Source organism: Fibrobacter sp. UWB2 (genome assembly GCF_002210425.1).
In the GTDB taxonomy this organism is placed as follows: domain Bacteria; phylum Fibrobacterota; class Fibrobacteria; order Fibrobacterales; family Fibrobacteraceae; genus Fibrobacter; species Fibrobacter elongatus.
In genome coordinates this window covers 270,910-294,366 of the sequence record NZ_MWQK01000001.1, presented here as the reverse complement: position 1 = coordinate 294,366, position 23,457 = coordinate 270,910, and the positions used below count along the sequence as shown (strand labels likewise).

The window sequence follows — 23,457 nt, the reverse complement described above, 5'->3', positions numbered from 1 at the left end:
CCTACACCCAATAATAAAGATATATCTGAAAATGTTTGCGGATAAGCGCTCACGCAAATCTCTATTGTCATTTTATCAAAAGGGGGGAGATAAGAAAAGCCCGCTCACGGGGGAGTGGCGGGCATAAAGGCGGGGGATATGGGGGTTATTTCCCGGAGGATACGATGACTTTTGCGGTCTTCAAGATTTTGTTCTTGAGCTTGTAACCCTTCTGGAATACGGTGACAACATGACCTTCCGGGATAGTTTCGGAGGGCTGCTGCATCAGAGCTTCGTGGAGGTTCGGGTCGAATTCCTTGCCGGTCGGGTCAATCTGTTCAAGTCCTGCGTCCGTGAGAACCTTGGCGAACTGGTTGTAAATCATCTGCATGCCTTTTTCGAAGGCTTCGAGATCCTTGGCTTTGTTTTCGCTGGCGAAAGCACGTTCGAAATTGTCCTGGACTTCAGAGAGCTTTTCGAGAAGCTTGCCGTTCGCAGTTTCGATGAGTTCAAGCTGTTCCTTGGCATTACGGCGGCGGAAGTTTTCGAATTCGGCCATCAGACGCACAAAACGGTCGTTAGCATCGGCAAGCTGCTGTTTCAAAACTTCTTCGGCGGAAGGTGCTGCGGGCTGTTCGGCGGCTTTTTCTTCGGCCTTTGGTGCTTCTGCATTTTGACCTTCTACGTCAGCGGGCTTTTCGGCGTTGGCATTGTCGGTTGCTGAGCCTGCCGAAGCATTGGCTTCAGCTTCGAGATTCATTGCGTCCTGGGTGGCTTTCAGCACATCCTGTTCAAATTGAGCACGTTCGGCATCGTTCGGTTCAACATTCTGTTCCGGATTCTTTTCTTCAGCCATGATATATCAATATTCCTTTAAAAATTGTCTGTGCGGACATCTGTTTTACAATTTCGACACAAAGATAGCAAATACCATGCCAACAAAAAGCGTCAAAAATTGTTTTAATGTGAAACAAACAAGACTCCCCTTTCTAAATTTGTATTACCGATAATGCGGATTATGTAAACTAAAATATTTGAAAGGAAAGCCGAGTTTTTGCTCGGCCTGTTCTTTTAATTCTTGAACCAGAGATCTTCGAATCCAATCGAGCCATCTCGCAGCATCGGGCAAACTGTTTCGTTGACGACATTTACATAGCTGTCCAAATCAACGCCGTTCAACACGTTCGTCTCATATTGAATTGTATTGCCAACGCAAGCCAAATTAGTCACTTTATCCTGCGCTCTATAGCCATCACATGCTCTTGCCAAAGTCGCGTCGTCAAAGCCTTCGTACACTTCAAAGAGAGTGTAGCTACCATTTTGGTAAGATATAGTTTCGGTCATATTCTTGTCGGCGTAGACGACTCGCGTCTGAACGCTAGTCCCGACTTTAAAGGATTCGCAAACTTGCGCTTTTTCATATTGGCCAGGAACCTTGGAATCCTCAATTCCAGTTTCTTCGGCAAGTCGATTCAAGGTTTCCGAAAAATAATCATAGGCTTCGTCACAGTACTGATCCATTTTTAGGGTCATTTGGGATACTATGGTCGATTTACGCGAGGGGTCGAGATCTCCGAAAGATGCCGAAACTTGAGCGCCATCTCCTGAACAAGAATATTGCCCATTTTCCATTCCAGTCGCGGATTCCTTCATTTCAGCACAGAGTTGTTCAGACTGTGCCTTAAACAATCCGGAAAACTCGACTTTGCCTCTGTAAGATGTTGGGTTGTTGAAATCGGCTTCTATTTGCTGATTCATATAGGAATCGTCCGTCAAAACAGTCACCTTCAAATCAACGGAAACGCTATGGTCCGTCGCATAGACTTCACATCTAGCGGTACCAACTTTCTTCTCCAAATGTCGTTCATACTGTCGCGTTCCATGAACGTATGATTCATTGTCAAGAACCGGAGTTGTTGTTGCTGGGTCACAAGCAGAGAGAATCGCTGCGAGAGATACAGGAATAGCAATAAACTTTTTCAATTTTGACCTTCTTGTTTATAACAAAATATATAATATTGCAACAAAAAACAACAGAATCCATACAAATTTACGCATAAAGGCCTTCGTAAAAACTTATTTTATTGATGGATATACAAAAATTTGTATTTTTATAATAACATTTGTCTGTCCAGACAACGCAAGAAGGAATTTTATGATAAAAAAATTATTGCCGATTTCAGCGGTTGCCGCCCTCGCCCTTACAGCCTGCTTTTCAGATGAAACATCTCCGGTTGCGCCAGCTAGCCCCAATTCGGTAACGTCTCAGGGATTCAGTTCATCATCTGCTGTTATCAGCTCCTCATCTGCAGATGTAGTTTTGTCTAGCTCGGACAATGGTTCGCTTCAGTCGTTTACGCAGAACGAATGTTCCGTAAAAAAGCTGTCGGACAACGTTGTCGTTATGGATTTTACCGTCGCAAACTCTGAAAAAACGACGATGAAAATGACTCTTGTCGGCGATGAAGTCGAAATGGATTTGTTGACTACTTTTGATATTTCTGTGCCGAAGGCCGAAGTGGCCCAGTTGTGTGCAGAAAGCAAGGAAGGCGCAATGACTTTGAATGCAAGTGTCGTTTGCGAAGGTCGCTCCATTTCCGTGAAGTACAAGGATTCTGCAAATGGCCAAACTATTGAAGACGTTATTGAGTCTGCAAACAAACTCTGTATGGTGATGGACTTGTACAAGACTTCATCGAGTTCAATGGGGTTCTCTTCTAGTTCCTACTCTCCCCTATCGAGTTCATCATTTGAAATTCCTGTAAGCACCAAGCAAAAGCCAAACGATGCGACGTGCAAAATCGAAGTCGATACAGAAAATGACTTTGCCATTACCATAGTAAAGCCGGACTCCATAATCCTCCATATTTCGGCAAGCCATCATAATGATATTTTAAATATTGCCGAATTTATGCAATTTGACGAAAGTGTTCCAAAATCTGTAATTACAGAGCTTTGTGAAGAAGCCAAAAAGGAAGAAGAAGAGGACCCTACAGGAGCAATTATCACCTGCACCGACAACGCTGTTACAGAAACTGTAACAGTAGGAACGGATATGAATGCCCTCCCCGTCTTTACCGCAACTTTAGTGACCATATGCGACCAAATTGAGGAAACAGGAATATACATGGAGGACCTGTAATAAACGGCGCTTTTTTACTAAATTTGGCGCCATGATTAATTTTATCAAGTCTATTTACTCCGGTTTGTGCATTGCGCTCGGCGGAACACCAGGTCGGGAAAGTGCTTATCGTGTTCCTCCCGGTGATGGTCTTTATCTTGAGCGGTTTCGAGCACTGCATTGCCGACATGTTCTATTTTTCGCTTGCAGGCGATTTCTCAATGACGATGCTCAAGGCGCTTGTCGCGATTACGATTGGCAATTCCATTGGCGGCGGGCTCATCCCGCTCATGCAAAAGTTGAACGCCAAGTCCGCGAAAGCTTAAGTAAAAACTCTACAAATAAACAAACGCAGTCCTTGAAGGATTGCGTTTGTTTCAAGAAATAATGGATTCCCTCCCAAACGTAGATACGAGAAATGATGGTTCCCCTACGCTACGCTCCGAGGATGACAGGGTCGAGAATGACAATTCTAAGGATGAAAAGTCAAAAAGGACCGCGGAAGGTAACGTTTTAGCCGAGGTCTTTGATGACCATGATGCCGCTGCGTTCGATCTTCGGGTATTGACGCATGCCTTCCCCGCCCTTGCCCTTGTCGAGAATTTCGAGGAGCTTGCCATCTGTGGAGTACAGATGCAATTCCCACGGGCCGTTCGGAGCATTGAAATAACCGGAGTTCTTTTGCACGTTGCGCTGGAACGTTCTGTTCAAGCGGTCGGCAACGCTGCGGGCGTGAACAAGCGAAACATCTGCGAGATTCCAGGAAATCGGAACACCGCCCATGTCGAAGATGAGCACGGCGTCGACGTCGGTCTCTTCCTTCATCGTGAATTTCCAGCTGAAGTTCTGCCAGCTCGTGCTCAAGTCAAGAATACGGCCGTTTGCATACGGCGTATAGCTTTCGCAGTCCTTCTTGATGTTCACGTTGAGCGTACGCGGCTTATCAGCCTTGGCGCGCATGCTGAAGATGTACGTCACGCCCTTGTGGAGCGCAAAGTGCTGTTTGAACTGGAGATTCCAGGAATCCTTGCCGCCCTTCTTGATGTCGAAATGCACGACGCCATCCTTGACGGTGACATCGCCCTTTCCACCCCAGAAGTCGGTCGTCCAGCCAGAAAGCGGATCTTCGGCGTTGAATTCACCGTTTTCAATGATGTTCGCGCCAGTTCCCTGAGAACCGGTCGTGAAATCCTTGTTCTGGATAAAGTTCGGAATCACGCTTGTGTTCTGGATGCCAAGAGGGCTATCGACAGCGACTTCCTTGCCCCAGCCAATAAGCGTGTTGTAGGAGCCGTGAACCGTCATATCCATTTCTGGACTGTCGAAGTTACCCGGGCCCCAGCTCCATGCGAGCCAGCCGATGTTCAAGCGTTCGCATTCCGACATGATAAACTTGTACGGGATTTCACGGACGCCGCCAGCAGCCACCGGAGCAAATTCGCCAACAATCAGCGGAATCTTACGCTTGAGGGATTCTTCGAGCGTCCCCTTGATGCGGTCCTTGACAGTTTCGTAACCTGTAGCCACTGGATTGTGGCGTTCGGTCGGCCACCACATGTGAATCGAGAAAATCAAGTTGTGTTCAGGGTCGGCCTGCAAAAGCTTCGGGCCCACGTTCAACAAATTCTTTTCGTTCTGGCCCCATTCATCGGCGTCGATCATGATCGGCACACGCACGCCAGAGGCGCGGAGCTTTGTGACGATGATGTTGTATGCATTGAAAAATTCATCGGCACTTTGGGCTTTGTCGCCCGGTTCGTTACCGATGTTCAAAATCAAGTATTCCTGATGATTGTAAATCATCTGGAGTGTTTCTTCGCGAAGCCAAAATTCAAGGGCGTCGCTCAGGCGGTCCCAGTTACCGGTCGTGTCATGAATTTCCGGGATAGGAATCATGCCGTTGGCAATACAAAGCGAAATGATATTGTCGAGGTCGCTGATGCGGCCACGAGTATTCCAAACAATTCTTACACAATTTGCGCCAGTCTTTGCAATTTCGGGAATGGTCTTGCCTTCACGATCCGTCCAAATAAACATGTGGTTTACACCACGAAGAACAACCTTTTCGTTGTCCTTGCTATACAGAAAAGAATCTTGAACGAAAAAGCCCGGTTTCACAGATGAGCCGTTCATGTCTTTAATTTTCTCCATAAGGTCAATTAATCCATTATAAATATACAACTAAATGTTTTTTAGAGCCAAAAATTTTTCGCATATATAAAAAATTCAGCGCTCAATCATGGATTTTTCAAGCAAAATATGTGCCACAAGGCGTAAGCTCGGCTATTTGAGCCTTATGGATGCGGATGCGTTTGACTTCGCGACTTCAGATGGGAGTTGTGACGGCGCTATGTTTCCGGTGCATTTTGCCGTGTAATTAGACAACGAGCGTTCTGGAAGGTGTTTCCAATAGCGTACCGGCAGGCAACGTCGAAGGAGGCGCGGGTTGAGCCGCTCCTTGATAGCCATCGTGTCGTAGTAAGACTTCCACATGCGCGTGAATTCATCTGGAGGGGCGTGCGCTGAAATGTAACTCGGGTCGGGAACCGTTACAAAATGTGTTCGGTAATTCTCGTAATAGACGCCAAAGCCTCGCTTGACATCGATAATCGCCCATGAGCCGTTGGGGTAACGGCATCGGAAATGCCCGACAATCATTTCGAGAATGTCATACTTCGGCTCGATTTCGGCGATGTACATACCATCGGGAGCTTTGTTGAAACGCACCATTCCATACATGTTGTCCATCTCGCGACGCACGGAACGCGCAATGGTAATGAGCGGAATCATTTCGAGACTTGACGGATTGCGACCGTAATTCGGGTCTAGCCCCGCAAAAAGCTTGCGCAAGTACGCAAGAATGTTCATCTCAATGTTCGCGTCTTCGGAACGGAAACACGTTTCGAGCAAATTCAAGACGTCTTTACTTGCCGCATTGGTAATGGCTCGCTTGAGGCGGTTGGCGGAGTCTTCGGACGTTTCGACATGGAAGGGCAGTGCGAAAAGGTCTGTCGCTGCTTCGTGTTCAGCTTCGTATGTGCGTTCGGCAACAAAGCAAGAAACATCGAGATGTTGGCGGTAAATCTCGAAAACGGCACTCAAGAAGCCGTCGAAAGTAGAATCGTAATGAATCGCGAGGGACATTGTTTTGTAGTTAGTCAATGGTCATTAGTTATTAGTTGTTTGCGATTGACAAAGCGTTAGTGTATGGTGCGGCTTTGGGCTGTGGCAGTGCGGCGGGCATGGTGTCGAACAGATCTAGTTGATCGTTCTTGGGCTTGCCTGCAATGAGCAAGGGACGGATCATCTCGGGATAAAGCTTGTGGAGTTCTCGCGGTACGTCGCTATCGTAGATGAAGTATTTCGCGCGCTTAAGCACCACCCCCATCTTCTTTAAATGCTCGAGCCTGATTTTAGAATAACGCCTTCCACTGACAATGAGCTGTGCTGACCTCACGCCAATGCCTGGCACGCGCAAAATCATCTCATAATCAGCAGTTTGCAAATCGACCGGGAAGCATTCCGGATGGCGAAGCGCCCACATCACTTTCGGATCTAAATCCGGGTCTAGGAATGGATTCTTCTCGTCGAGAATCTCGTTGTACTCGAACTTGTAAAAGCGCATGAGCCAGTCGGCCTGATAAAGCCGGTGTTCGCGTAAAAGCGGCGGTTTTGTGGTGATTACAGGCAAGCGCTTGTCCGCGTTTATGGGTACATACCCCGAGAAATAAACACGCTTCATTTGCTGTTGCTTATAAAAGCCCGCCGAAAGCGTCAAAATTTGGAAGTCGGTCTCCCCCGATGCTCCGACAATCATCTGTGTGCTCTGCCCTGCCGGCAAGAACTTCGGAGAGTACTTGGACTTGTCCGTTTTGTATTCAAGCTTGCGTTCCGCCAAGAAATTCATCGGACGGTAAATGGATGCAAAATTCTTTTCGGGAGCAAGGTATTGCAATTGCTTGTCCGAAGGGATTTCGATATTCACGCTGCTGCGGTCGGCATAAAGCCCGGCCTCGAACAAAAGCCTAGAACTTGCGCCAGGAATCGCCTTTAAATGGATGTAACCGCCAAAATGGTGTACCAATCGCAATTCCTTAGCCACCTTAATTAACAGTTCCATTGTGTAATCAGGCGTACCAATCACAGCCGAACTCAAGAAAAGCCCTTCAATGTAATTACGGCGGTAAAATTCCAACGTAAGGTTGATGAGTTCTTTGGGCGTGAAAGTTGCTCTCGGGATGTCGTTACTGCGTCGGTTCACGCAATAGGCGCAATCGTACTTGCAGGCGTTACTGAACAGCACTTTTAAAAGCGAAATGCAGCGTCCATCGGCGCTCCACGTATGGCAAATGCCTGAGCTATGCCCGCACCCCATCCCGCCTTTTGGCGAATTGCGCTTGGAACCGCTCGACGAGCACGAAACATCGTACTTGGCGGCATCGCCTAGAATGTTCAGTTTATCGCGTAAATCCATTTTTGCCCATCATTTTTAACGACACACTTGTTTACTTGCCTTTTTGTTCACTAAATATAACATTTACTGCACAAAAAAGCAAACTATTTCTAAAATTTTGAAAAAAATGGTTGTTGATTTTAGTTTTGCTAGCCTTTTCGTGTCTGTTTTTACAATTAGTGAAAACACTTGATTTTCTAAACAAAATGTCTAAAACAGCGTAAAAATTTTTCTGAAATATGGATTGTCATTAACCCATCTTTTTACTATAATTGCCCCCGATGAAAAGAATGGAACTTGTTGACTTCGAGCTCGCCTTCAAGCAAGCAGCCTCGACCCACAAAAAGGTCGGTTGGGTTTCAGTTTTTGACAAGACTATTCATTTTTTTAAGAGTTTTAATTTTAAGGCAAAGGCATTTAGCTTTTGCCTTTCTTTTTACCCCAACAATTGTGACGTAAGGTAAATCATGAACGAAAAATTCCAATGGAAAGCAAAGCGCGAGCGCAAGGCGTTCATCGCCTTGGCTGACGGAGCCGTGTTCCACGGTTACGCCTTTGGCGAAAAGAAAGACACTGTAGGCGAAGCCGTGTTCAACACCGGTATGGCGGGCTACAAGCAGATTTTGACCGACCCGTCTTACGCTGGCCAGTTCGTCGTTTTCACCACGGCCGAAGTCGGCGCTTACGCCACGAACTTCGAAAAGTCCGAATCCCGCCAGGTTTTCTTGAACGGCATTGTCGTGAACTCCCTCGACTGGGTTTCCAAGGAACTGAACGAAGAATCGCTTCATGATTACATGCTCGCCCAGAAGAAGGCAGGCATTGCAGGCGTTGATACTCGCGCCCTCACGCTCCACCTCCGCACGCACGGTGCCCAGAAGGCTTACCTCCACGTTGAAGACACGGAAATGACCGAAGCCGAAGCTATCGCAAAGGCTAAGGCTTGGGAAGGCCTCGACGGTCAGGATTATGCGAGCAAGGTGAGCGACCCGAACGGCTACGAATTCAATAACGAAGGCAAGTATCACATTGTCGCTCTCGATTTCGGTATCAAGACGAACATCTTGAGAAACCTCGCCGCTCAGGACTTGCGCGTCACGGTCATGCCGATTGGCACGAGCTACGAAAAGATTATGGAACAGAAGCCGGATGGCGTGTTCCTCTCCAACGGCCCTGCCGACCCGAACAGCCTCCCGCAGGTTTACAACATGGTCAAGCAGCTCCTCGGCAAGATTCCTCTCATGGGTATCTGCCTGGGTAACCAGCTTTTGGGCCTTGCTCTCGGTGCTAAGGTTTCCAAGCTCAAGTTCGGCCACCACGGCTGCAACCATCCGGTCAAGAACCTCTTGACGGGCGCTGTCGAAATCACGTCACAGAACCACAACTACGCCATTGACGAAACGTCTCTCCCCGCCGATGTCGAAGTCACGCACATCAACCTGAACGACAACACGGTCGAAGGCATCCGCCACAAAAAGTTCCCGGCATTCAGTGTGCAGTACCATCCGGAATCTGCTCCGGGTCCGAACGATTCCATGTACTTGTTCGAAGAATTTAAGAAGATGATTGAAGATTTCAAGGGAGGCAAGAATGCCTAAGCGTACCGACATCAAGAAGATTATGCTCATCGGTTCTGGCCCGATTGTGATTGGCCAGGGCTGCGAATTCGACTACTCCGGCGTGCAGGCTTGCAAGGTGCTTCGTCGTGAAGGTTACGAAGTGGTGCTCGTGAACTCCAACCCGGCAACCATCATGACCGACCCGGAAATGGCTGACCGCACCTACATCGAACCGCTGAGCGTCGATATTCTCCACGAAATTATCCGTCGCGAACGCCCCGATGCATTGCTCCCGACTCTCGGTGGCCAGACCGCCTTGAACCTCGCCATGGAACTCAACGAACGCGGCATACTCGACCGCTACCAGGTGGAACTCATCGGTGCTAAGGCCGAGTCCATCCAGCGCGCCGAAGACCGTCACTTGTTCAAGGAAGCCATGCTCAAAATCGGGCTTGACCTCCCCCGCTCCGGTTCCGCACACTCCATGAACGAAGCAACCGCTATCGCCCACACTATCGGAAGCTGGCCGTTGATCATCCGTCCGGGCTTTACGCTTGGTGGTACTGGTGGCGGTATCGCCCACAACGAAGAAGAATTCGAAACCATCGTGAACCGCGGTCTTGACGCCTCGCTCAACAACGAAGTGCTTATCGAAGAATCGCTCCTCGGCTGGAAAGAATTCGAAATGGAAGTCATGCGCGATAAGAAGGGCAATGCCGTTATCGTCTGCTCCATTGAAAACCTCGACCCGATGGGTGTTCACACCGGTGACTCCATCACGGTTGCTCCGATCCAGAGCCTTGATGACCGCGCCTACCAGGCCATGCGTGATGACTCCTTGAAGGTCATGGAAGCAATCGGCGTGGAAACCGGTGGATCTAACGTGCAGTGGGCTATCGAACCGAAGACCGGCCGTCGCATCATCATCGAAATGAACCCACGTGTGTCCCGTTCTTCTGCTCTTGCTTCTAAAGCAACGGGCTTCCCCATCGCAAAGATTGCAGCACTTCTCGCCGTGGGTTATACGCTCGACGAACTCCGCAACGATATTACGCAATCGACTCCGAGCTGCTTTGAACCGGCTCTCGACTACGTTGTCGTGAAGGTTCCGCGCTTCACGTTCGAAAAGTTCCCGAAGGCAGATTCCACGCTCGGCACTCAGATGAAGTCTGTGGGCGAAGCGATGGCAATCGGTACGAACTTCAAGCAGGCCATGCAGAAGGCTCTCCGCTCTCTCGAAACGGGATTCGGCGGTTTCGGTGCCTGCGCCAAGTGCGAAAAGTTCAAGGAATACGACGACGAAACGCTCGCCAAGGAAGTTGCACGCCCGAGTGCAGAACGCATCTTCGTGGTCTATGAAGCATTCCGCCGCGGTTGGGACATCGAAAAGCTTTACGACGTGACCAGAATCGACCGCTACTTCCTCCGTCACCTCGAAGAACTCGCCTGCTTCGAAGACGAAATCACGGCTGCAGGTTCTCTCGAAAACCTCGCCAAGGATAAGGCACTCTTCCGCCAGGCTAAGGAATTCGGCTTCAGTGACATCCAGATTGGTTACCTCTTCCACAAGACTCCGGAAGAAGTCATGGCAGTGCGTAAGCAGATCGGCCTCGTCCCGAGCTACTACTCCGTCGATACTTGCGCCGGCGAATTCGAAGCCATCACGCCGTATTACTATAGCTGCTACGCCGACAATACTGAACCGGTCCGCGAAATTCCGGGTCACCAGAGCAAAAAACGCATCATGGTGCTCGGCGGCGGTCCGAACAGAATCGGCCAGGGCATTGAATTTGACTACTGCTGCTGCCACGCTGCATTCACGCTCCGCAAGCACGGCTTCGAAGTCATCATGGTGAACTCCAACCCCGAAACGGTTTCTACCGACTACGACACTTCGGACAAGCTCTACTTTGAACCGCTTACGCTCGAAGACGTGATGGGCATTTACGAACGCGAAAAGTGCGCGGGCGTGATTGTTCAGTTCGGTGGTCAGACTCCGCTGAACCTTGCTATGCGTCTCAAGAAGGCTGGTGCAAATGTCATCGGTACAAGCCCCGAAGACATCGACCTCGCCGAAGACCGCGACTTCTTCAAGCAGCTCGTCACCAAGATTGGCATCAAGCAGGCTGAAAGCGGCATCGCCCACAACGTCGAAGAAGCCCTCGCCATTGTCGATAAGATCGGTTACCCGGTTCTCGTGCGCCCGAGCTTCGTTCTCGGTGGCCGCGGCATGGTGATTGTCTACAAGGAAAAGTACCTCCGCAAGTTCGTGGAAGAAGCTGCCGCCATTGGCGAAGGCAAGCCGATCCTCATCGACCGCTTCCTCGAAGACGCCACCGAACTCGATGTGGACTGCATCAGCGATGGCAAGCACACCGTTATCGGCGCCATCATGGAACACGTGGAACCCGCAGGCATCCACTCCGGTGACTCCGCTAGCGTTATCCCGCCGATGACCCTCTCCAAGGAAATTCAGGACAAGGTCCGTGAATTCGCCAAGGAATTTGCAAAGGAACTCCACGTCGTGGGTCTCATGAACATGCAGCTTGCCGTCAAGGATGGCGAACTCTACATGATCGAAGTGAACCCGCGTGCATCCCGTACGGTGCCGTTTGTGTCCAAATCCATCGGCGTGCCGCTTGCAAGCTATGCAACACGCTGCATGACCGGCGAATCTCTCGAACAGATCGGCTTCACCGAAGAAGTCCGCGTGCCTTACGTGAGCGTCAAGGAAGCCGTGTTCCCGTTCGTCAAGTTCCCGGGCGTCGACATCACGCTTTCTCCGGAAATGAAGTCAACCGGCGAAGTCATGAGCCTCGATCGCGACCGCGGCCTTGCCTACCTCAAGAGCCAGCTGGCTTCCGGCAACAAGGTCCCGAGCCAGGGCAACATCTTCGTCTCGCTCAAGGACGAAGACAAGCAGAAGGCCGTTCCGCTCATCAAGCGCCTCGTGGACATGGGCTACCAGATTTACGCCACCCGCGGCACCTCCACGATGCTCTACAACGAAGGCATCAAGACCCGCGCCGTGTTCCGCATCTCCCGTGGCCGCCCGAACCTGCTCGACCTTATCCACGATAAGGAAGTGCAGTGGATCGTGAACACCACCGAAACTGGCGCAGAAGCCATGGTTGACGAAATCCAGATGCGCTCCAAGGCAGTCGTCTCTGGCATTCCTATCACCACGACCATCGCTGCCCTCACCTCTACCGTGGAAGGCCTCATGGACAAGCACGACTTCGGAAGATTCGAAGTGTGCAGTTTGCAAGAGTACCATCGTCACGTAAAAAAATAACGCGACAGCGACTTGTCTGCAGCCTGCAGGAATAGCGTGCAAGGCGAATGCCGCGACAGAGAACTTGTTCTCTGGCATGGCTGAGCCGAAGCCGCGGACGCTGTAGGCGTCAATACCACAGACTCGTGAAGAAGTAAGCTACATGTCATCCTGAGCGGAGCGCCGTAAGGCGCGAAGTCGAAGGATCCAAAGAATTAAAAAAGAGAATTGCTTAAAAGCAGTTCTCTTTTTTTATATGGAGGGGAAAGCCTTCCCCTCGCTCGCACCTTGTTGCTCGCTACCCCTTCTAGCGGGCTTCAGACGCCAGCCCGCAACGCCTGGCTTAGACGCCAGAAATCAACTTCCTAAAGCAGCATAAGAAATTTCATAGCCATATTCAGTTAATTTCGTTATAATCGAGACGATATCTTTAAGCAAAATATTTTTATCAGCAACAAATACAATTTTATTTCGATCAAGTTTGTTTTCTAGATTCTTTCTTGACCGAATCTCGTCTAATAAATTCCACAATTCCTTTTCACTTTTTAACGTATAGTTTTTTCCACCTCCAATAATTCCTAACTCATTTAAGGAAATAAAATAATTTAAGGTATCATTATCTAAAAAAGTAGCCAAAGAAAGTTCCATATATTTTTCAGCACACTCAATTTCTTGACGTTTGTCTTTTAGGAACTCATCGGATGATTTATAAGTTTCATTTAACAGTTGCAACAATCTCATCGTAGATCTAAATTTGGTGCATCCTTTATCATTTCTTTCCGGTAAATAAATTGCAAAAGGTGTTTTAAACTTATCACCTACAACATATTGAATACCAGTAATCCCTGAAAAGCCCGCCGTTGCAATAATTTTGTAAAACACATCATAAGAAAGAGTTTCAGCCAAATGGATATGGAGTGAGTATTCGTTCGTTTTTCGAATTAATGATTTCAGCCTTAAATCTATTGTTTTTATCAATAAATTATCTGCTTGAACAACATCATCAGAGGTTTTACCAATAACATTACCGTTTATTGAATATTCCTTAGCGTTGACATCAATAACAGAAACCATATCTGAAGAAGTCATAAAAGCATCTTCTTCCCCACAACTAGTTAATAGAATTAAGAAGGATAAAGCTATTAAATTTTTTTTCATCGATGAAATTCCATAATAAAAGAGATGTACAAATAAAAAATAATTCTTATTTGTTCCTATAAGGAGTCCGCAGATGCTCTTTTAGTATTTCTTCATTCTTTTCATCGTCCCACTTGCCAGAATTCCATAGATCATCCATGCCGTTTTCAACCTTTTGAGCGACATTGCTAGACCCACCTTTCTGAGAATCGGCACGACCATCCTCGCCCATTTCGGAATGGACAATTTCAGCATTGTCGTCTAATGTCATGAGAGGTGTACATCATATTGCTTAATGGCAATATAACATATTTCGACTTAAATAGGCTGGTACTCATCCTTCGAGCCATTTACGCTTACACCATCTGTTGCTATGGCACAGAAACAAAACCAAGTATTTTTGATTTTGCATCATCCGCCTCGCACACATTCCCTGCAGATATACGTAAAACAACTTTTTTTTGCAAAACCACTTATTTGCCCCCTAAAAGTGATCTTAATAGAGATGAAAGTCAAAAAGTTCGCATTTTTCTGTCGGATGGGAACTGCAGTCATCTTTTGCAATTTTAATAAGCTATATTATGCAATGAAAATAGAGTTTTCTCTTGTTCTCTATCTGAAACTTCGACAATTTCTACAACGAGAACAAGACGGACGCTCACGTCTGCGACTAGTGTAAACTTGCCGCATCGTTTTGCTATATGGTTTATTGTTTTTATAGCAGTCAGCCTTACGCAAACGGCCTTTGGGGGCGTGAGTTGTTTGCGTTTATTCGTTGTGGGCAGTCGAAGGCCTCAGATAGGTAAATGCATTCAACTCCACGCCTTTTTTTATTTTCAAAAAAGAATGGATAGATACAAAACGAGAGTAAACTCGCTGAGTTATACTCTTGTCCTCTATCTGAAACTTCGACAATTTCTACAACGAGAATAAGACGATAATTCGCAACTGCCCATGTAATGTATGGGCGTAGTGTACCCTGAGCGTTGTGTATGCTTAGGGCGATGTGCCGTGTCATTGCGAGCCTGTATGGACAAAGCAATCTCTGGCAAGCATGTTGCGGGTATTGTATTCTTTTTTTGAAAACGTCGTGCTTTTAGGCAAGGAGTGAGCCGGCTCTTCCCTCAGGAACCGCTCCCGCGAGAGAGAACTCGTTCACTTTGAACATGGAGCGACACGATGGCGAATAAAGCTCTTGGAAATGCAAAAAAGAATAAGAATGACGAATTTTACACTCAGTATGCATATATTGAGAAGGAAATGAACGCCTATCTGGAATATGCCCCCGATGTATTCCGTAATAAAACAATTTTACTTCCTTGTGATGATCCTGAATGGAGTAATTTTACTTTATACTTTGCTCAAAATTTTGAAAAACTTGGTTTGAAAAAACTTATTTCAACATCTTTTGCAATAGAATCTAAAAAGTATAAAATCAAAGATTGGCAACCGACTTTGTTTGAACAGCAGGCACCTTGGTTCGATGAAGATAAGTCAAAAATCAGAGGCAAAATTTTTACGCTTGACCATGATTCCAATAAAAATGGACGGATAGATATTCATGACCTTGAGTGGGAGTATTTAGAAGGAGACGGAGACTTCCGTTCTAATGAAATCAAGCAACTGCGAGATGAAGCAGACTTTATCATAACCAATCCTCCTTTTAGTTTGTTTCGAGAATTTGTGTCATGGATTATGGAGGCAAAAAAAAGTTTTGCAATAATCGGAACCTCAAACGCAATCACGTATAAAGAAATATTTCCTTTAATGAAGGATAATAAGATGTGGTTAGGAGCAACAAATAATGGATCCGATATGGTGTTTGAAGTACCCAAAGGGGCAATAGTCTCTAAAAAAGATAAAGAAAAAGCAGCGAAACTAGGATACATAGGCGATTATACGAGACTTGGAAATGCCTATTGGTTTACAAATATTGATCATGGTCGTCGTCACCAACCTCTATCGTTAATGACAGAATCCGATAATATTCGATTCAGCAAACGAAAAGAAGTTAAAGGTGTTGGATACAAAAAATATGATAATTATGATGCAATAGAGGTTAAGTTTACGGAAACAATTCCGTGTGATTACAAAGGAACAATGGGAGTGCCACCAACCTTCTTTGAAAAATACTGTCCTGAGCAGTTTGAAATCTTGGGAATTACGAAAACATGGTATGGAGGAGCAACAAAAATTTACCCAGAACAAATTCAAGTTGACAAACATGGAAAGAGAAGCCGTGTAACAAAGTTGAATGATGGCGCTGCAATTGAATTATCGGAGGCTCCCGATGAAGACACCTATTATATAGTGAATGATAAGATATATCAACAGGTGTACGCACGAGTTCTTATTCGGTTTAAGGAGAATAAAGTATGATTTCAACTTTAAAAAAATACACAGTAAAACAAGTCTGCGAAGGATTTGTCTATAATGAACTTGAAGCTAAGGGGCTGTTCGGACTTTCGGGAAAACTTACCATTCAGCCTGAATACCAACGAAATTATATTTACGCTGATGGCAAGCGTGATGTCGCTGTTATCGACTCTATGCTCAAAGGCTACCCGCTTGGGCTAATCTATTTCAATAAAATAGACGATAAACATTTCGAGGTTTTAGATGGTCAGCAAAGAATCACATCTATTGGACGATTTGTTACGGGAAAACTTGCCATAATGGATTCAAATAAAATTCCTCAATACTATTCGTCGCTTCCAGAAGACAAGCGGAGTTTGATTGACAATTACGAGCTACTTGTTTATGAATGTGAGGGAACGGAAACAGAAATCAAGGAATGGTTCAAGACTATAAACATCGTGGGCATTCCCTTGAATGACCAGGAACTACTGAATGCCATCTATTCAGGTCCGTTCGTGACGGCTGCAAAGGCAGAATTCAGCAACTCACAAAATTCAAATATGCAGAAATGGAAACATTATGTTTCTGGGGATGCCAAACGACAACTTGTATTGAGCGAAGCTCTTGACTGGATCAGCAATTTCAAAATATTGGATGAAGAGTGCGATAAATTAAGATGTACAAAAAAAGAATACTATATGGCAAAACACCGACATGATGACAATATAAATGAACTTAAGACCTATTTTAATACGGTCATTGATTGGGTTTCAGGAGTTTTTGATATGACCGAAAGTGAAATGTGTGGTCTCGAATGGGGACGCTTATACGAAACATTCCATAACAAGGCATACAATCCAAAGGAAATTCACGACAGAGTTATATCACTCTATGCGGATTCTTATGTAAAAGACCGCAAAGGAATTTTTGAATATATTCTTGGGGGGGAACAAGACAAGAAACTCTTGAATGTGCGTGTATTTGATGATGCGACCAAGAAGAGCGTCTATGCCAAGCAAACAGCTTCTGCCAAGCAGAAAGGAATATCTAATTGCCCTTACTGTGCAATGTCAGAAAACGCAAACAAAAATAAAATCTGGAAACTCACCGAGATGGACGCCGACCATGTGACTGCATGGAGTAAAGGTGGAGCCACCGACCGCAATAATTGCGAAATGCTCTGCAAATCGCATAACAGAGCCAAGGGAAATAGATAGTTTTTGAAAAAAAAGAAGTTGTTCCGTTCAAATATTCACATTAGGGATAAGGCTTCAAGGAGCCCCTATGACAACGACAAAAAGCATTGATTCTTACAGATTGACGGACATGGAAGAGCCGACCGATGAAATGCTTGCCCAAATTATGAGGGAAGCAGCCGAAGACGCCCGCAAAGCTAATGCAGACGCCACCAAACGTTTTTTCGATGAAATTGAAAAAGCAGCCGCAACAATCCGTTAACAGAGCCATTCAAGGAATTTATCGAGAGCCGATGGTAATTGCGCTATCTCAAAACAATACGCTTCGTTTTGGCATTGCCGTGTTTGACCATATAAATGCCGCGGCTTAAGCCCGCGTTTGTCAAGGCATTGCGGAGTTCGCCAACATCTCCAGCTTCGAATTCACCGATAAACGCTCCGATTGGGCTAAATACTTTATATGTACTTTGGTGTTTTTGCGGTACAGAAAGTCTCCCGAAGGCAATTGATTCTGTAGAATCCTTGGGCGGTTCCACCTTGGGCTCTTGCCACAGAACGAATTCGACTGTCGTTGCGCTGCGGGCCGGGACGCTGTAACTGCACTTTGTACCGTCAACCCTGACTTCGCTTCCTTCCTTGAGGTTGTTATTGTCGTCGGTGACATAGGGCTTAAAGCTTCCAATCTTTGTGTTTCCGAAGTCAAAGTCCGCCTTGAATTCCTCGTTCTTGGAATTGAGAATGACGACTGCGATTTTCGTCTTGAGGGAATCGCGGTAGGCAGTGACCTTTACATCTCTTTCGGGATTCTTGGTGGCGTCGATTCTCCTCGCGCCGGGCCGTGCAAAGCGGCTGAAGTTCCCCATGACCCAGAGTCGCTTGGTGGGTTCTACGTTGTCGGGGTTGCCTTGCCCTTGCGGCCAAAGGGCTCCATTACCGCAGCTGGGTTCGCTACAGGAATAAATCCACCAAAAATGCCAGGCGTTCATGTTCGAAATAGTAAGGGCGTCGTGGATCATGTTTGCAACGCGGAGAGCGCTTCCCATGCCAACGTCTTCCTTGTTGCTTCCGAGATCGTAGACTTCGGTTTCCCAGAATTCTTTGCCGGCTTCATGGATTTCGGGATAAGCGGCTGGGTCTCCGCCATATTCGTGCGTTCCAAAAATGTCCGTATATTTCAGAGCGGCGGGATTGTTGAAGAATGCTTTTTTGTAATTGGGGAATCCGTACCAGTTGATGGCTTCAGTGCCAATGATTTTGATGCCAGTGGTATCGAGGGTGGGGCCAAGGTAGTCACCTACCCAACGGGCCAATTCATCGGGTTCGTAGTGGTTGTCGCCGGTGCCGTCGGGCTCGTTTTGCGACGAAATCGCGTATAGGTTGACTCCAGCCTTACGCATGTCTTGCGTAAACTTTAAGATGGTGTTTGCCCAGTCCTGGGCGTGATTGAAATCCAAATGTTTTTTATTGCCATCGTAATTGACAGTATATTTGGATGTCCACGGAGCAGCCCAAACTTTGACGCCGTATTCACTCGCCTTTTTGGCGATACTTGTTTCGGAGGTGGAACCGTCCGGAGCAATACGGATGCGGTGCAGGGTAAGCCCCGCGCCACTAGTGGAGTCCCAAAGAAAGGCGGCGTTCTTGTCGGTGATGGAACCGGCCCATGCTGATGCAGCACCAAAGCCGCTGATGCGCTGGTATTCCTTGCCCATGTCAACGTTTATCGTTGCGGCACAGGCAAGAGTGCTCAAAAATGCGATGGAACCCGCAAAAAGAGAAAATCTCTTCATTGAATACGTCATAAAGCCTCCTTTTTGTCCCTTACTTTCTTTAAACTAAGTTGAAAAATTCACTTTATATAAGGCTAAAAACGAATTTGTCTTGATAAAATGACAACAGCTTTATGGCGTTATACCCAATTTTAGCAATCACAATCTCTAAGCATCACATTGAGCTCAGCATGTTTAGAATTCAATCTGTCGACCAAATCCTGGAATGCTTTGCCGTGAACCGTCTCATATTTGAAAGTGTTGTCGGATCCATTTTCTCCCGAAAATGAATACAGGTAATAATGGCACATTTCATGCACCATCGTATTGCGGTATTTCCGGTAATCAAATTCGAAACGGCGACTAAATACAATGCTTAAATAGCTAGGGACAAAACAGGCCAAATAACTAGAACTATAGTCCAATTCAAAACTCAACCGGTCTACATCTAGCATGCCTTCAAAATAGAGCTCATTGTAGCGTTCGCAGGTTTTCCGCATAAAATCCGGCGTTATCAAAACCGGATCATGTTCCCGATAGCCAAATTCATTTATTTCTTCATTCGTTTCTTTTCCTAGCCACTCGTTTGCTGCAATCAGACTCTTCTCAGTCGGAATGTTCCCCTGCGCGGCACGAATTCGCTCAATTTCTTTCTTGAAAAGATTCTTGATTTCATCAGGACTGATTTCCAAATCCTGCGTCCCGGACAGAGACTTATCGGCAAACGTATTAAAGACTTGCTTTTTGAATTTGAGCAGAGTGTTGATTTTCTCGTCAATCGAATCAAGCATCAAAAGCCTGTACACAAGCACATTTCGAACCTGACCCATTCGGTATGCGCGCGAAATTGCCTGCATCTCGGCACTCGGCTTCAGCTGCGGTTCGCACAAGATGACCACATTGGCGGCCTGAATGTTCAAACCAAGCCCGCCCGCGTTGATTTGCAACGGGAGAACTGTCCCAGCAGGGGATTTTTCAAACGCATCGATAATTTCTTGCCTATGGCTCACAGGCACCGCACCCGTAATAGGCTCCATGCAAGAATCATTCAAATATGCGCAAACTTTCTTGATCGTTTCCAAGAAAAATGAAAAGACGAGAACCTTGCGGTTTTCAAATTTTGCCTGACGAACAATCTCCTTGATTCGCTTCAGCTTTCCGGACTGTTCAAAATCGTCGACATTAAAAGAAACCCGGCGCATCGTCATGAATTCTTCTTTAACAGCCGCTTCTTCGTATGCAGCCATCTCGGCATCGCCACCTTCAATCCACGATTCTTCTTCGATGAGCTCCGGCAATTCCTTCAAGACATCTTCGCGCTTTCGCCGATAGTAAATCGGCGCAATCATCTGCATAAATTCTTGGCTAGTACTTTCTTTAGCAAAGCCCATCGCCATTGACGCAATCTTCGGGCGAAGAATTTGCAACAAGAAGAGCATTTCTTTCGTGCGGTTTTCAAGAGCAGTACCCGTCATGAGCAGCAACCGATTTGAGTGTTTGCATATTTGGCGGACACTCACGGTGCGTTGGCTCCCCGGATTCTTGATGTAATGCGCTTCATCGACAACAACCATCGAAATGGAATCTTTTTCAGATAATTCCAGTTGTCTCGAAGTTTCATAAGTCGTAACGGCGACTCCCCCATTCTTTTTCCACGCATCAAAATAAATAAACTTGTCCGGTCCGTGGATTTTTACGGCTGGAATATCACAAAGCTTCTGGATTTCGCGAATCCAGTTCACCAAAATGCTCGCCGGGCAAATGACCATAAAATGGGTTTCACCCAAATTTTTCAAAGTCACAAGCGCCGCTATCGCTTCGACCGTTTTACCGAGGCCCATTTCGTCCCCTAACAAAACTCGCCCCTGATGCAAAATAAACTTCACGCCAAGAACTTGATATTGGCGCAGCTGCGTCTTTAAGCCGTCTAAATTTGTCCTTTCGTCAAGAATTTCCTTCGGCAATTCGGCCGAAACAATTTCTTCATTGCCCAATGCGTAAGGGCAAATCCTTTCCAAGTCGGTAAAGAACGGAATCGGTGATTGAGAAAACGCCTCCCACGCAAACGACGGATCCGCCGTTATTAGCGCTTGCAATTCAGAAAGCAAAGACGCAGAACGATGCCAAAAATCACTCTCATAAAGTTCATTCAGCGAATTGAATCGGGTTTTCGCCTCCCTGTTAAAAAGGAGCGATGCCACAAACTTGAACGAACTCGTATAGGGGCGCAATGCGTTGATATTTTCAATGACACGAGCTTCGTTTTCTTTCAAAAGTTCTTGGCATTTTTGCGCTAACGGAAGCCCATGACGATAAACGTAAAGAGCCCGGACTAGGTCAGACGATTCCCGCGTTTTCTCGTCAACATTCAACTTCACATTGACAGATTTTCGAGCATTTTCGTAATGCTCCCCCACATACTCAACGATTTTCTTTGCATCGGCCGCAGGGACCGCAAATGCGTTGGCAAGAACACTTTCGGACACGCCCATCAAATGAGAAGCGTTTGTGACCTTTCTTTCGGTCATACTAAGCAAAGTTTCCGGCTCAAGATCCAGCCGACCAAGAAATACCCCTTCGAGCTTTTCCTTAATAAGGGCGTTCAAAACCGCATCGGCACATTCCTTTACAGCCGCTTCCGCTTTAGATGTAAAATCCGAAAATGACCTCAAATCGGCCAATCGTTTTTCAAATTCACCAATCAAAAAGCGGATATTCTTTAGCGAAAACTTTTGCATGATCCACAAATATAACCAAACAAAATGACACTAAGTGTCAAAATGGAATTTTTCGTTTTCTATATAAAACGCTTTGTTGCATATAGAAAATGTTTTGACAATTTTCTCAACAGAAACAGCGATATTTCAAAAATTTACACATCTTTGTTGTGTACTAAAATTATATTTCATGTTATAGGAAACAAGAAGGAGACCTTAACATGAAAAAGAAATGGTTGGCGGTTATAGCGTTTTCGCTATTGAGTGCAGCTTGTAGCGATGACAACATCGGGAATTTTCCGAGTGCAGTGGGTGCCGAAAACCCCGCAAGCGCAAGAATCGAAAGCTCAGGTATAGAAAGCTCCGCCGACAGTCCTGACGCCGAAAGCAGCTCAGCATTCTCCTCGAGTTCTGTAATGTCTTCGAGCGTTGAAAGCTCTGCAGAAAGTTCTACAGAAAGCTCCGCTGAAAGTAGCTCGGGAACAGAAAGTTCTTCAAGTGCCACGCCCAAAAGCAGCGCAACAAATTTCTTAGACACTCCCTTCGGTGACTATGAATACGCCATTACAGACAGCTACGAAGGTGGCGCTGGCGCTCCCGGTGGTTTCGGAGGCGGTTTCTCTGAAGCTACCACATCTACTAAAGGCGGCGGAGCCGGCGGCTTAACAGGCGGTGCCGGTGGCGTTAGCGTAACAGGCGGATCGCCAGGCGGCGCAGGTGGAGTCGGTGGAACGAGCGGCGCGGGAGGCCTTGATGGCACAAACAACAGAACATCAGGATTACTCACGGCAGGAGAATGGAACGACCTCGACAATTGGAAGTTCTGGAGTAGTCTCCTCAACGAAAATAAATATTACGATAAAACAAGCTACTGGAAATTCTACCCTAAGAATCTCGTAGCCGTACAAGTTGTCGATGGCAATAACACCGCCATTGCAAATGTCCCCGTGGAACTCCTTAAGGATGGCTCTGTGCTATTCTCCACAAAGACGGATAACGCCGGGTTCGCTTACTGCTGGCAGAACCTCTTTGCTAATGATAATGGCGAAATTGTTGCTGAAGATTATTCGCTTAACGTCAATGGTGCTAGCTATATCGAACCGCTCAAGTTCACCTTGCAGGGCGATGAACAAGTCAATGTCAACGTTGTCGTAAGTGCTGACGCCCAACAGGCCGCAGCAAAAGCCGATATCGCATTCATCGTGGATGCTACAGGCTCCATGACCGACGAAATCCGTTTCCTTATTTCTGACCTGAACTACATTATCGACCACGCAAGTTCGGGCAACAACATCGCTTTGCGTACGGCAGCATTGTTCTACCGCGATCTCCAAGACGAATACATCACCCGATACGATGATTTTTCAGATAACGTTTCTACGACTCAGGAATTTGTCGCCAAACAGAAAGCTGGCGGTGGTGGCGACTATCCCGAAGCTGTTGACTATGCACTTGAAGCATCCTTGCAAAAGCTTTCCTGGAACGAATCGGCTCGCGCACGTATCGCATTCTTGATTCTTGACGCTCCTGCGCACCATAAGGACAACGTCATCGAAAGCCTGCAAAAATCCATTGCACTCTTTGCCCAGAACGGCATCAAGATTATCCCGGTGGCCGCAAGCGGCGTGGACAAGGACACTGAATTTATGCTGAGATTCTTTGAACTTGCTACGGGTGGCACGTACGTATTCCTCACAAACGATAGTGGCATCGGAAATAAGCACATCGAAGCTTCTGTCGGCGATTACGAAGTGGAAAAACTCGCCGATTTGATGGTCCGCCTCATCAAGAAATATGTAGAATAAATCGTAACCAATAACATACTCAAAGTGTCGCGACGAGATGCCGCGGCACTTTCTTTTATATACAAAAACACCCTTGCGACTTTCATCGC

General features: G+C 46.6%; 17 protein-coding genes. 8 read left to right on the top strand and 9 right to left on the bottom strand.

Annotation, left to right across the window (positions count from 1 at the left end; all coding sequences use genetic code 11):
• Nucleotides 1-145: 145 nt before the first annotated feature.
• The gene (gene grpE / locus B7982_RS01340; protein ID WP_088659228.1) at nucleotides 146-835 is read right to left on the bottom strand and encodes a nucleotide exchange factor GrpE; all 690 of its coding nucleotides are present in this window, start codon (nucleotides 833-835) and stop codon (nucleotides 146-148) included.
• 215 nt (nucleotides 836-1,050) lie between these two features.
• Entirely contained in the window at nucleotides 1,051-1,962 is a 912-nt protein-coding gene (locus tag B7982_RS01335) for a hypothetical protein (protein WP_088659227.1), read from the bottom strand.
• 172 nt (nucleotides 1,963-2,134) lie between these two features.
• Between B7982_RS01335 and B7982_RS01330 the strand changes: the two genes are divergently transcribed.
• Entirely contained in the window at nucleotides 2,135-3,121 is a 987-nt protein-coding gene (locus tag B7982_RS01330) for a hypothetical protein (RefSeq protein ID WP_088659226.1), read from the top strand.
• Nucleotides 3,122-3,192: 71 nt separating this feature from the next.
• A complete protein-coding gene (locus B7982_RS01325) occupies nucleotides 3,193-3,426 on the top strand; it encodes a formate/nitrite transporter family protein (RefSeq protein ID WP_233138306.1) in 234 nt (77 codons plus the stop codon).
• 187 nt (nucleotides 3,427-3,613) lie between these two features.
• On the opposite strand, the gene B7982_RS01320 is transcribed toward B7982_RS01325, so the two are convergent.
• The 3 genes from B7982_RS01320 to B7982_RS01310 all read right to left on the bottom strand — a co-directional run bounded on the left by B7982_RS01320 (nucleotide 3,614) and on the right by B7982_RS01310 (nucleotide 7,574).
• Nucleotides 3,614-5,251, bottom strand: a complete 1,638-nt coding sequence (locus tag B7982_RS01320; RefSeq protein WP_088629720.1) for a cellulase family glycosylhydrolase — start codon at nucleotides 5,249-5,251, stop codon at nucleotides 3,614-3,616.
• A gap of 132 nt (nucleotides 5,252-5,383) precedes the next feature.
• On the bottom strand, nucleotides 5,384-6,244 hold the full coding sequence (locus B7982_RS01315) for a TIGR03915 family putative DNA repair protein (RefSeq protein ID WP_088659225.1): 861 nt from the start codon (nucleotides 6,242-6,244) through the stop codon (nucleotides 5,384-5,386).
• A 31-nt stretch (nucleotides 6,245-6,275) separates the two neighbouring features.
• Complete coding sequence (locus B7982_RS01310) at nucleotides 6,276-7,574, bottom strand: putative DNA modification/repair radical SAM protein (RefSeq protein WP_088659224.1); 1,299 nt, start codon at nucleotides 7,572-7,574, stop codon at nucleotides 6,276-6,278.
• Nucleotides 7,575-8,020: 446 nt separating this feature from the next.
• Between B7982_RS01310 and carA the strand changes: the two genes are divergently transcribed.
• Together carA and carB are read left to right on the top strand one after the other, a co-directional pair.
• On the top strand, nucleotides 8,021-9,151 hold the full coding sequence (carA, locus tag B7982_RS01305) for a glutamine-hydrolyzing carbamoyl-phosphate synthase small subunit (RefSeq protein ID WP_088659223.1): 1,131 nt from the start codon (nucleotides 8,021-8,023) through the stop codon (nucleotides 9,149-9,151).
• Nucleotides 9,144-12,407, top strand: coding sequence for a carbamoyl-phosphate synthase large subunit (carB, locus tag B7982_RS01300; RefSeq protein ID WP_088659222.1), 3,264 nt, complete (start codon nucleotides 9,144-9,146; stop codon nucleotides 12,405-12,407). The genes carA and carB overlap by 8 nt, the downstream gene beginning before the upstream one ends.
• A 336-nt stretch (nucleotides 12,408-12,743) precedes the next feature.
• On the opposite strand, the gene B7982_RS01295 is transcribed toward carB, so the two are convergent.
• Nucleotides 12,744-13,544 carry a hypothetical protein gene (locus tag B7982_RS01295; RefSeq protein ID WP_088659221.1) on the bottom strand — a complete coding sequence of 267 codons (801 nt, stop codon included), beginning with the start codon at nucleotides 13,542-13,544 and terminating at the stop codon, nucleotides 12,744-12,746.
• Between the two features lie 46 nt (nucleotides 13,545-13,590).
• On the bottom strand, nucleotides 13,591-13,794 hold the full coding sequence (locus B7982_RS01290) for a hypothetical protein (protein WP_088659220.1): 204 nt from the start codon (nucleotides 13,792-13,794) through the stop codon (nucleotides 13,591-13,593).
• A 908-nt stretch (nucleotides 13,795-14,702) separates the two neighbouring features.
• Here B7982_RS01290 and B7982_RS01280 point away from each other — a divergent pair.
• The 3 genes from B7982_RS01280 to B7982_RS14985 all read left to right on the top strand — a co-directional run bounded on the left by B7982_RS01280 (nucleotide 14,703) and on the right by B7982_RS14985 (nucleotide 17,339).
• Nucleotides 14,703-15,902, top strand: a complete 1,200-nt coding sequence (locus B7982_RS01280; RefSeq protein ID WP_088659218.1) for an adenine-specific methyltransferase EcoRI family protein — start codon at nucleotides 14,703-14,705, stop codon at nucleotides 15,900-15,902.
• Nucleotides 15,899-17,098 carry a DUF262 domain-containing protein gene (locus B7982_RS01275; protein WP_088659217.1) on the top strand — a complete coding sequence of 400 codons (1,200 nt, stop codon included), beginning with the start codon at nucleotides 15,899-15,901 and terminating at the stop codon, nucleotides 17,096-17,098. The genes B7982_RS01280 and B7982_RS01275 overlap by 4 nt, the downstream gene beginning before the upstream one ends.
• A gap of 67 nt (nucleotides 17,099-17,165) precedes the next feature.
• Complete coding sequence (locus tag B7982_RS14985; protein ID WP_198953164.1) at nucleotides 17,166-17,339, top strand: hypothetical protein; 174 nt, start codon at nucleotides 17,166-17,168, stop codon at nucleotides 17,337-17,339.
• 43 nt (nucleotides 17,340-17,382) lie between these two features.
• On the opposite strand, the gene B7982_RS01270 is transcribed toward B7982_RS14985, so the two are convergent.
• Both B7982_RS01270 and B7982_RS01265 read right to left on the bottom strand, forming a co-directional pair.
• The gene (locus B7982_RS01270) at nucleotides 17,383-18,879 is read right to left on the bottom strand and encodes a glycoside hydrolase family 30 beta sandwich domain-containing protein (RefSeq protein ID WP_088659216.1); all 1,497 of its coding nucleotides are present in this window, start codon (nucleotides 18,877-18,879) and stop codon (nucleotides 17,383-17,385) included.
• A gap of 119 nt (nucleotides 18,880-18,998) precedes the next feature.
• Nucleotides 18,999-21,584, bottom strand: a complete 2,586-nt coding sequence (locus B7982_RS01265; RefSeq protein WP_088659215.1) for a SprT-like domain-containing protein — start codon at nucleotides 21,582-21,584, stop codon at nucleotides 18,999-19,001.
• A 200-nt stretch (nucleotides 21,585-21,784) separates the two neighbouring features.
• Between B7982_RS01265 and B7982_RS01260 the strand changes: the two genes are divergently transcribed.
• Nucleotides 21,785-23,368, top strand: coding sequence for a vWA domain-containing protein (locus B7982_RS01260; protein WP_088659214.1), 1,584 nt, complete (start codon nucleotides 21,785-21,787; stop codon nucleotides 23,366-23,368).
• The last annotated feature ends 89 nt before the right edge of the window (nucleotides 23,369-23,457 follow it).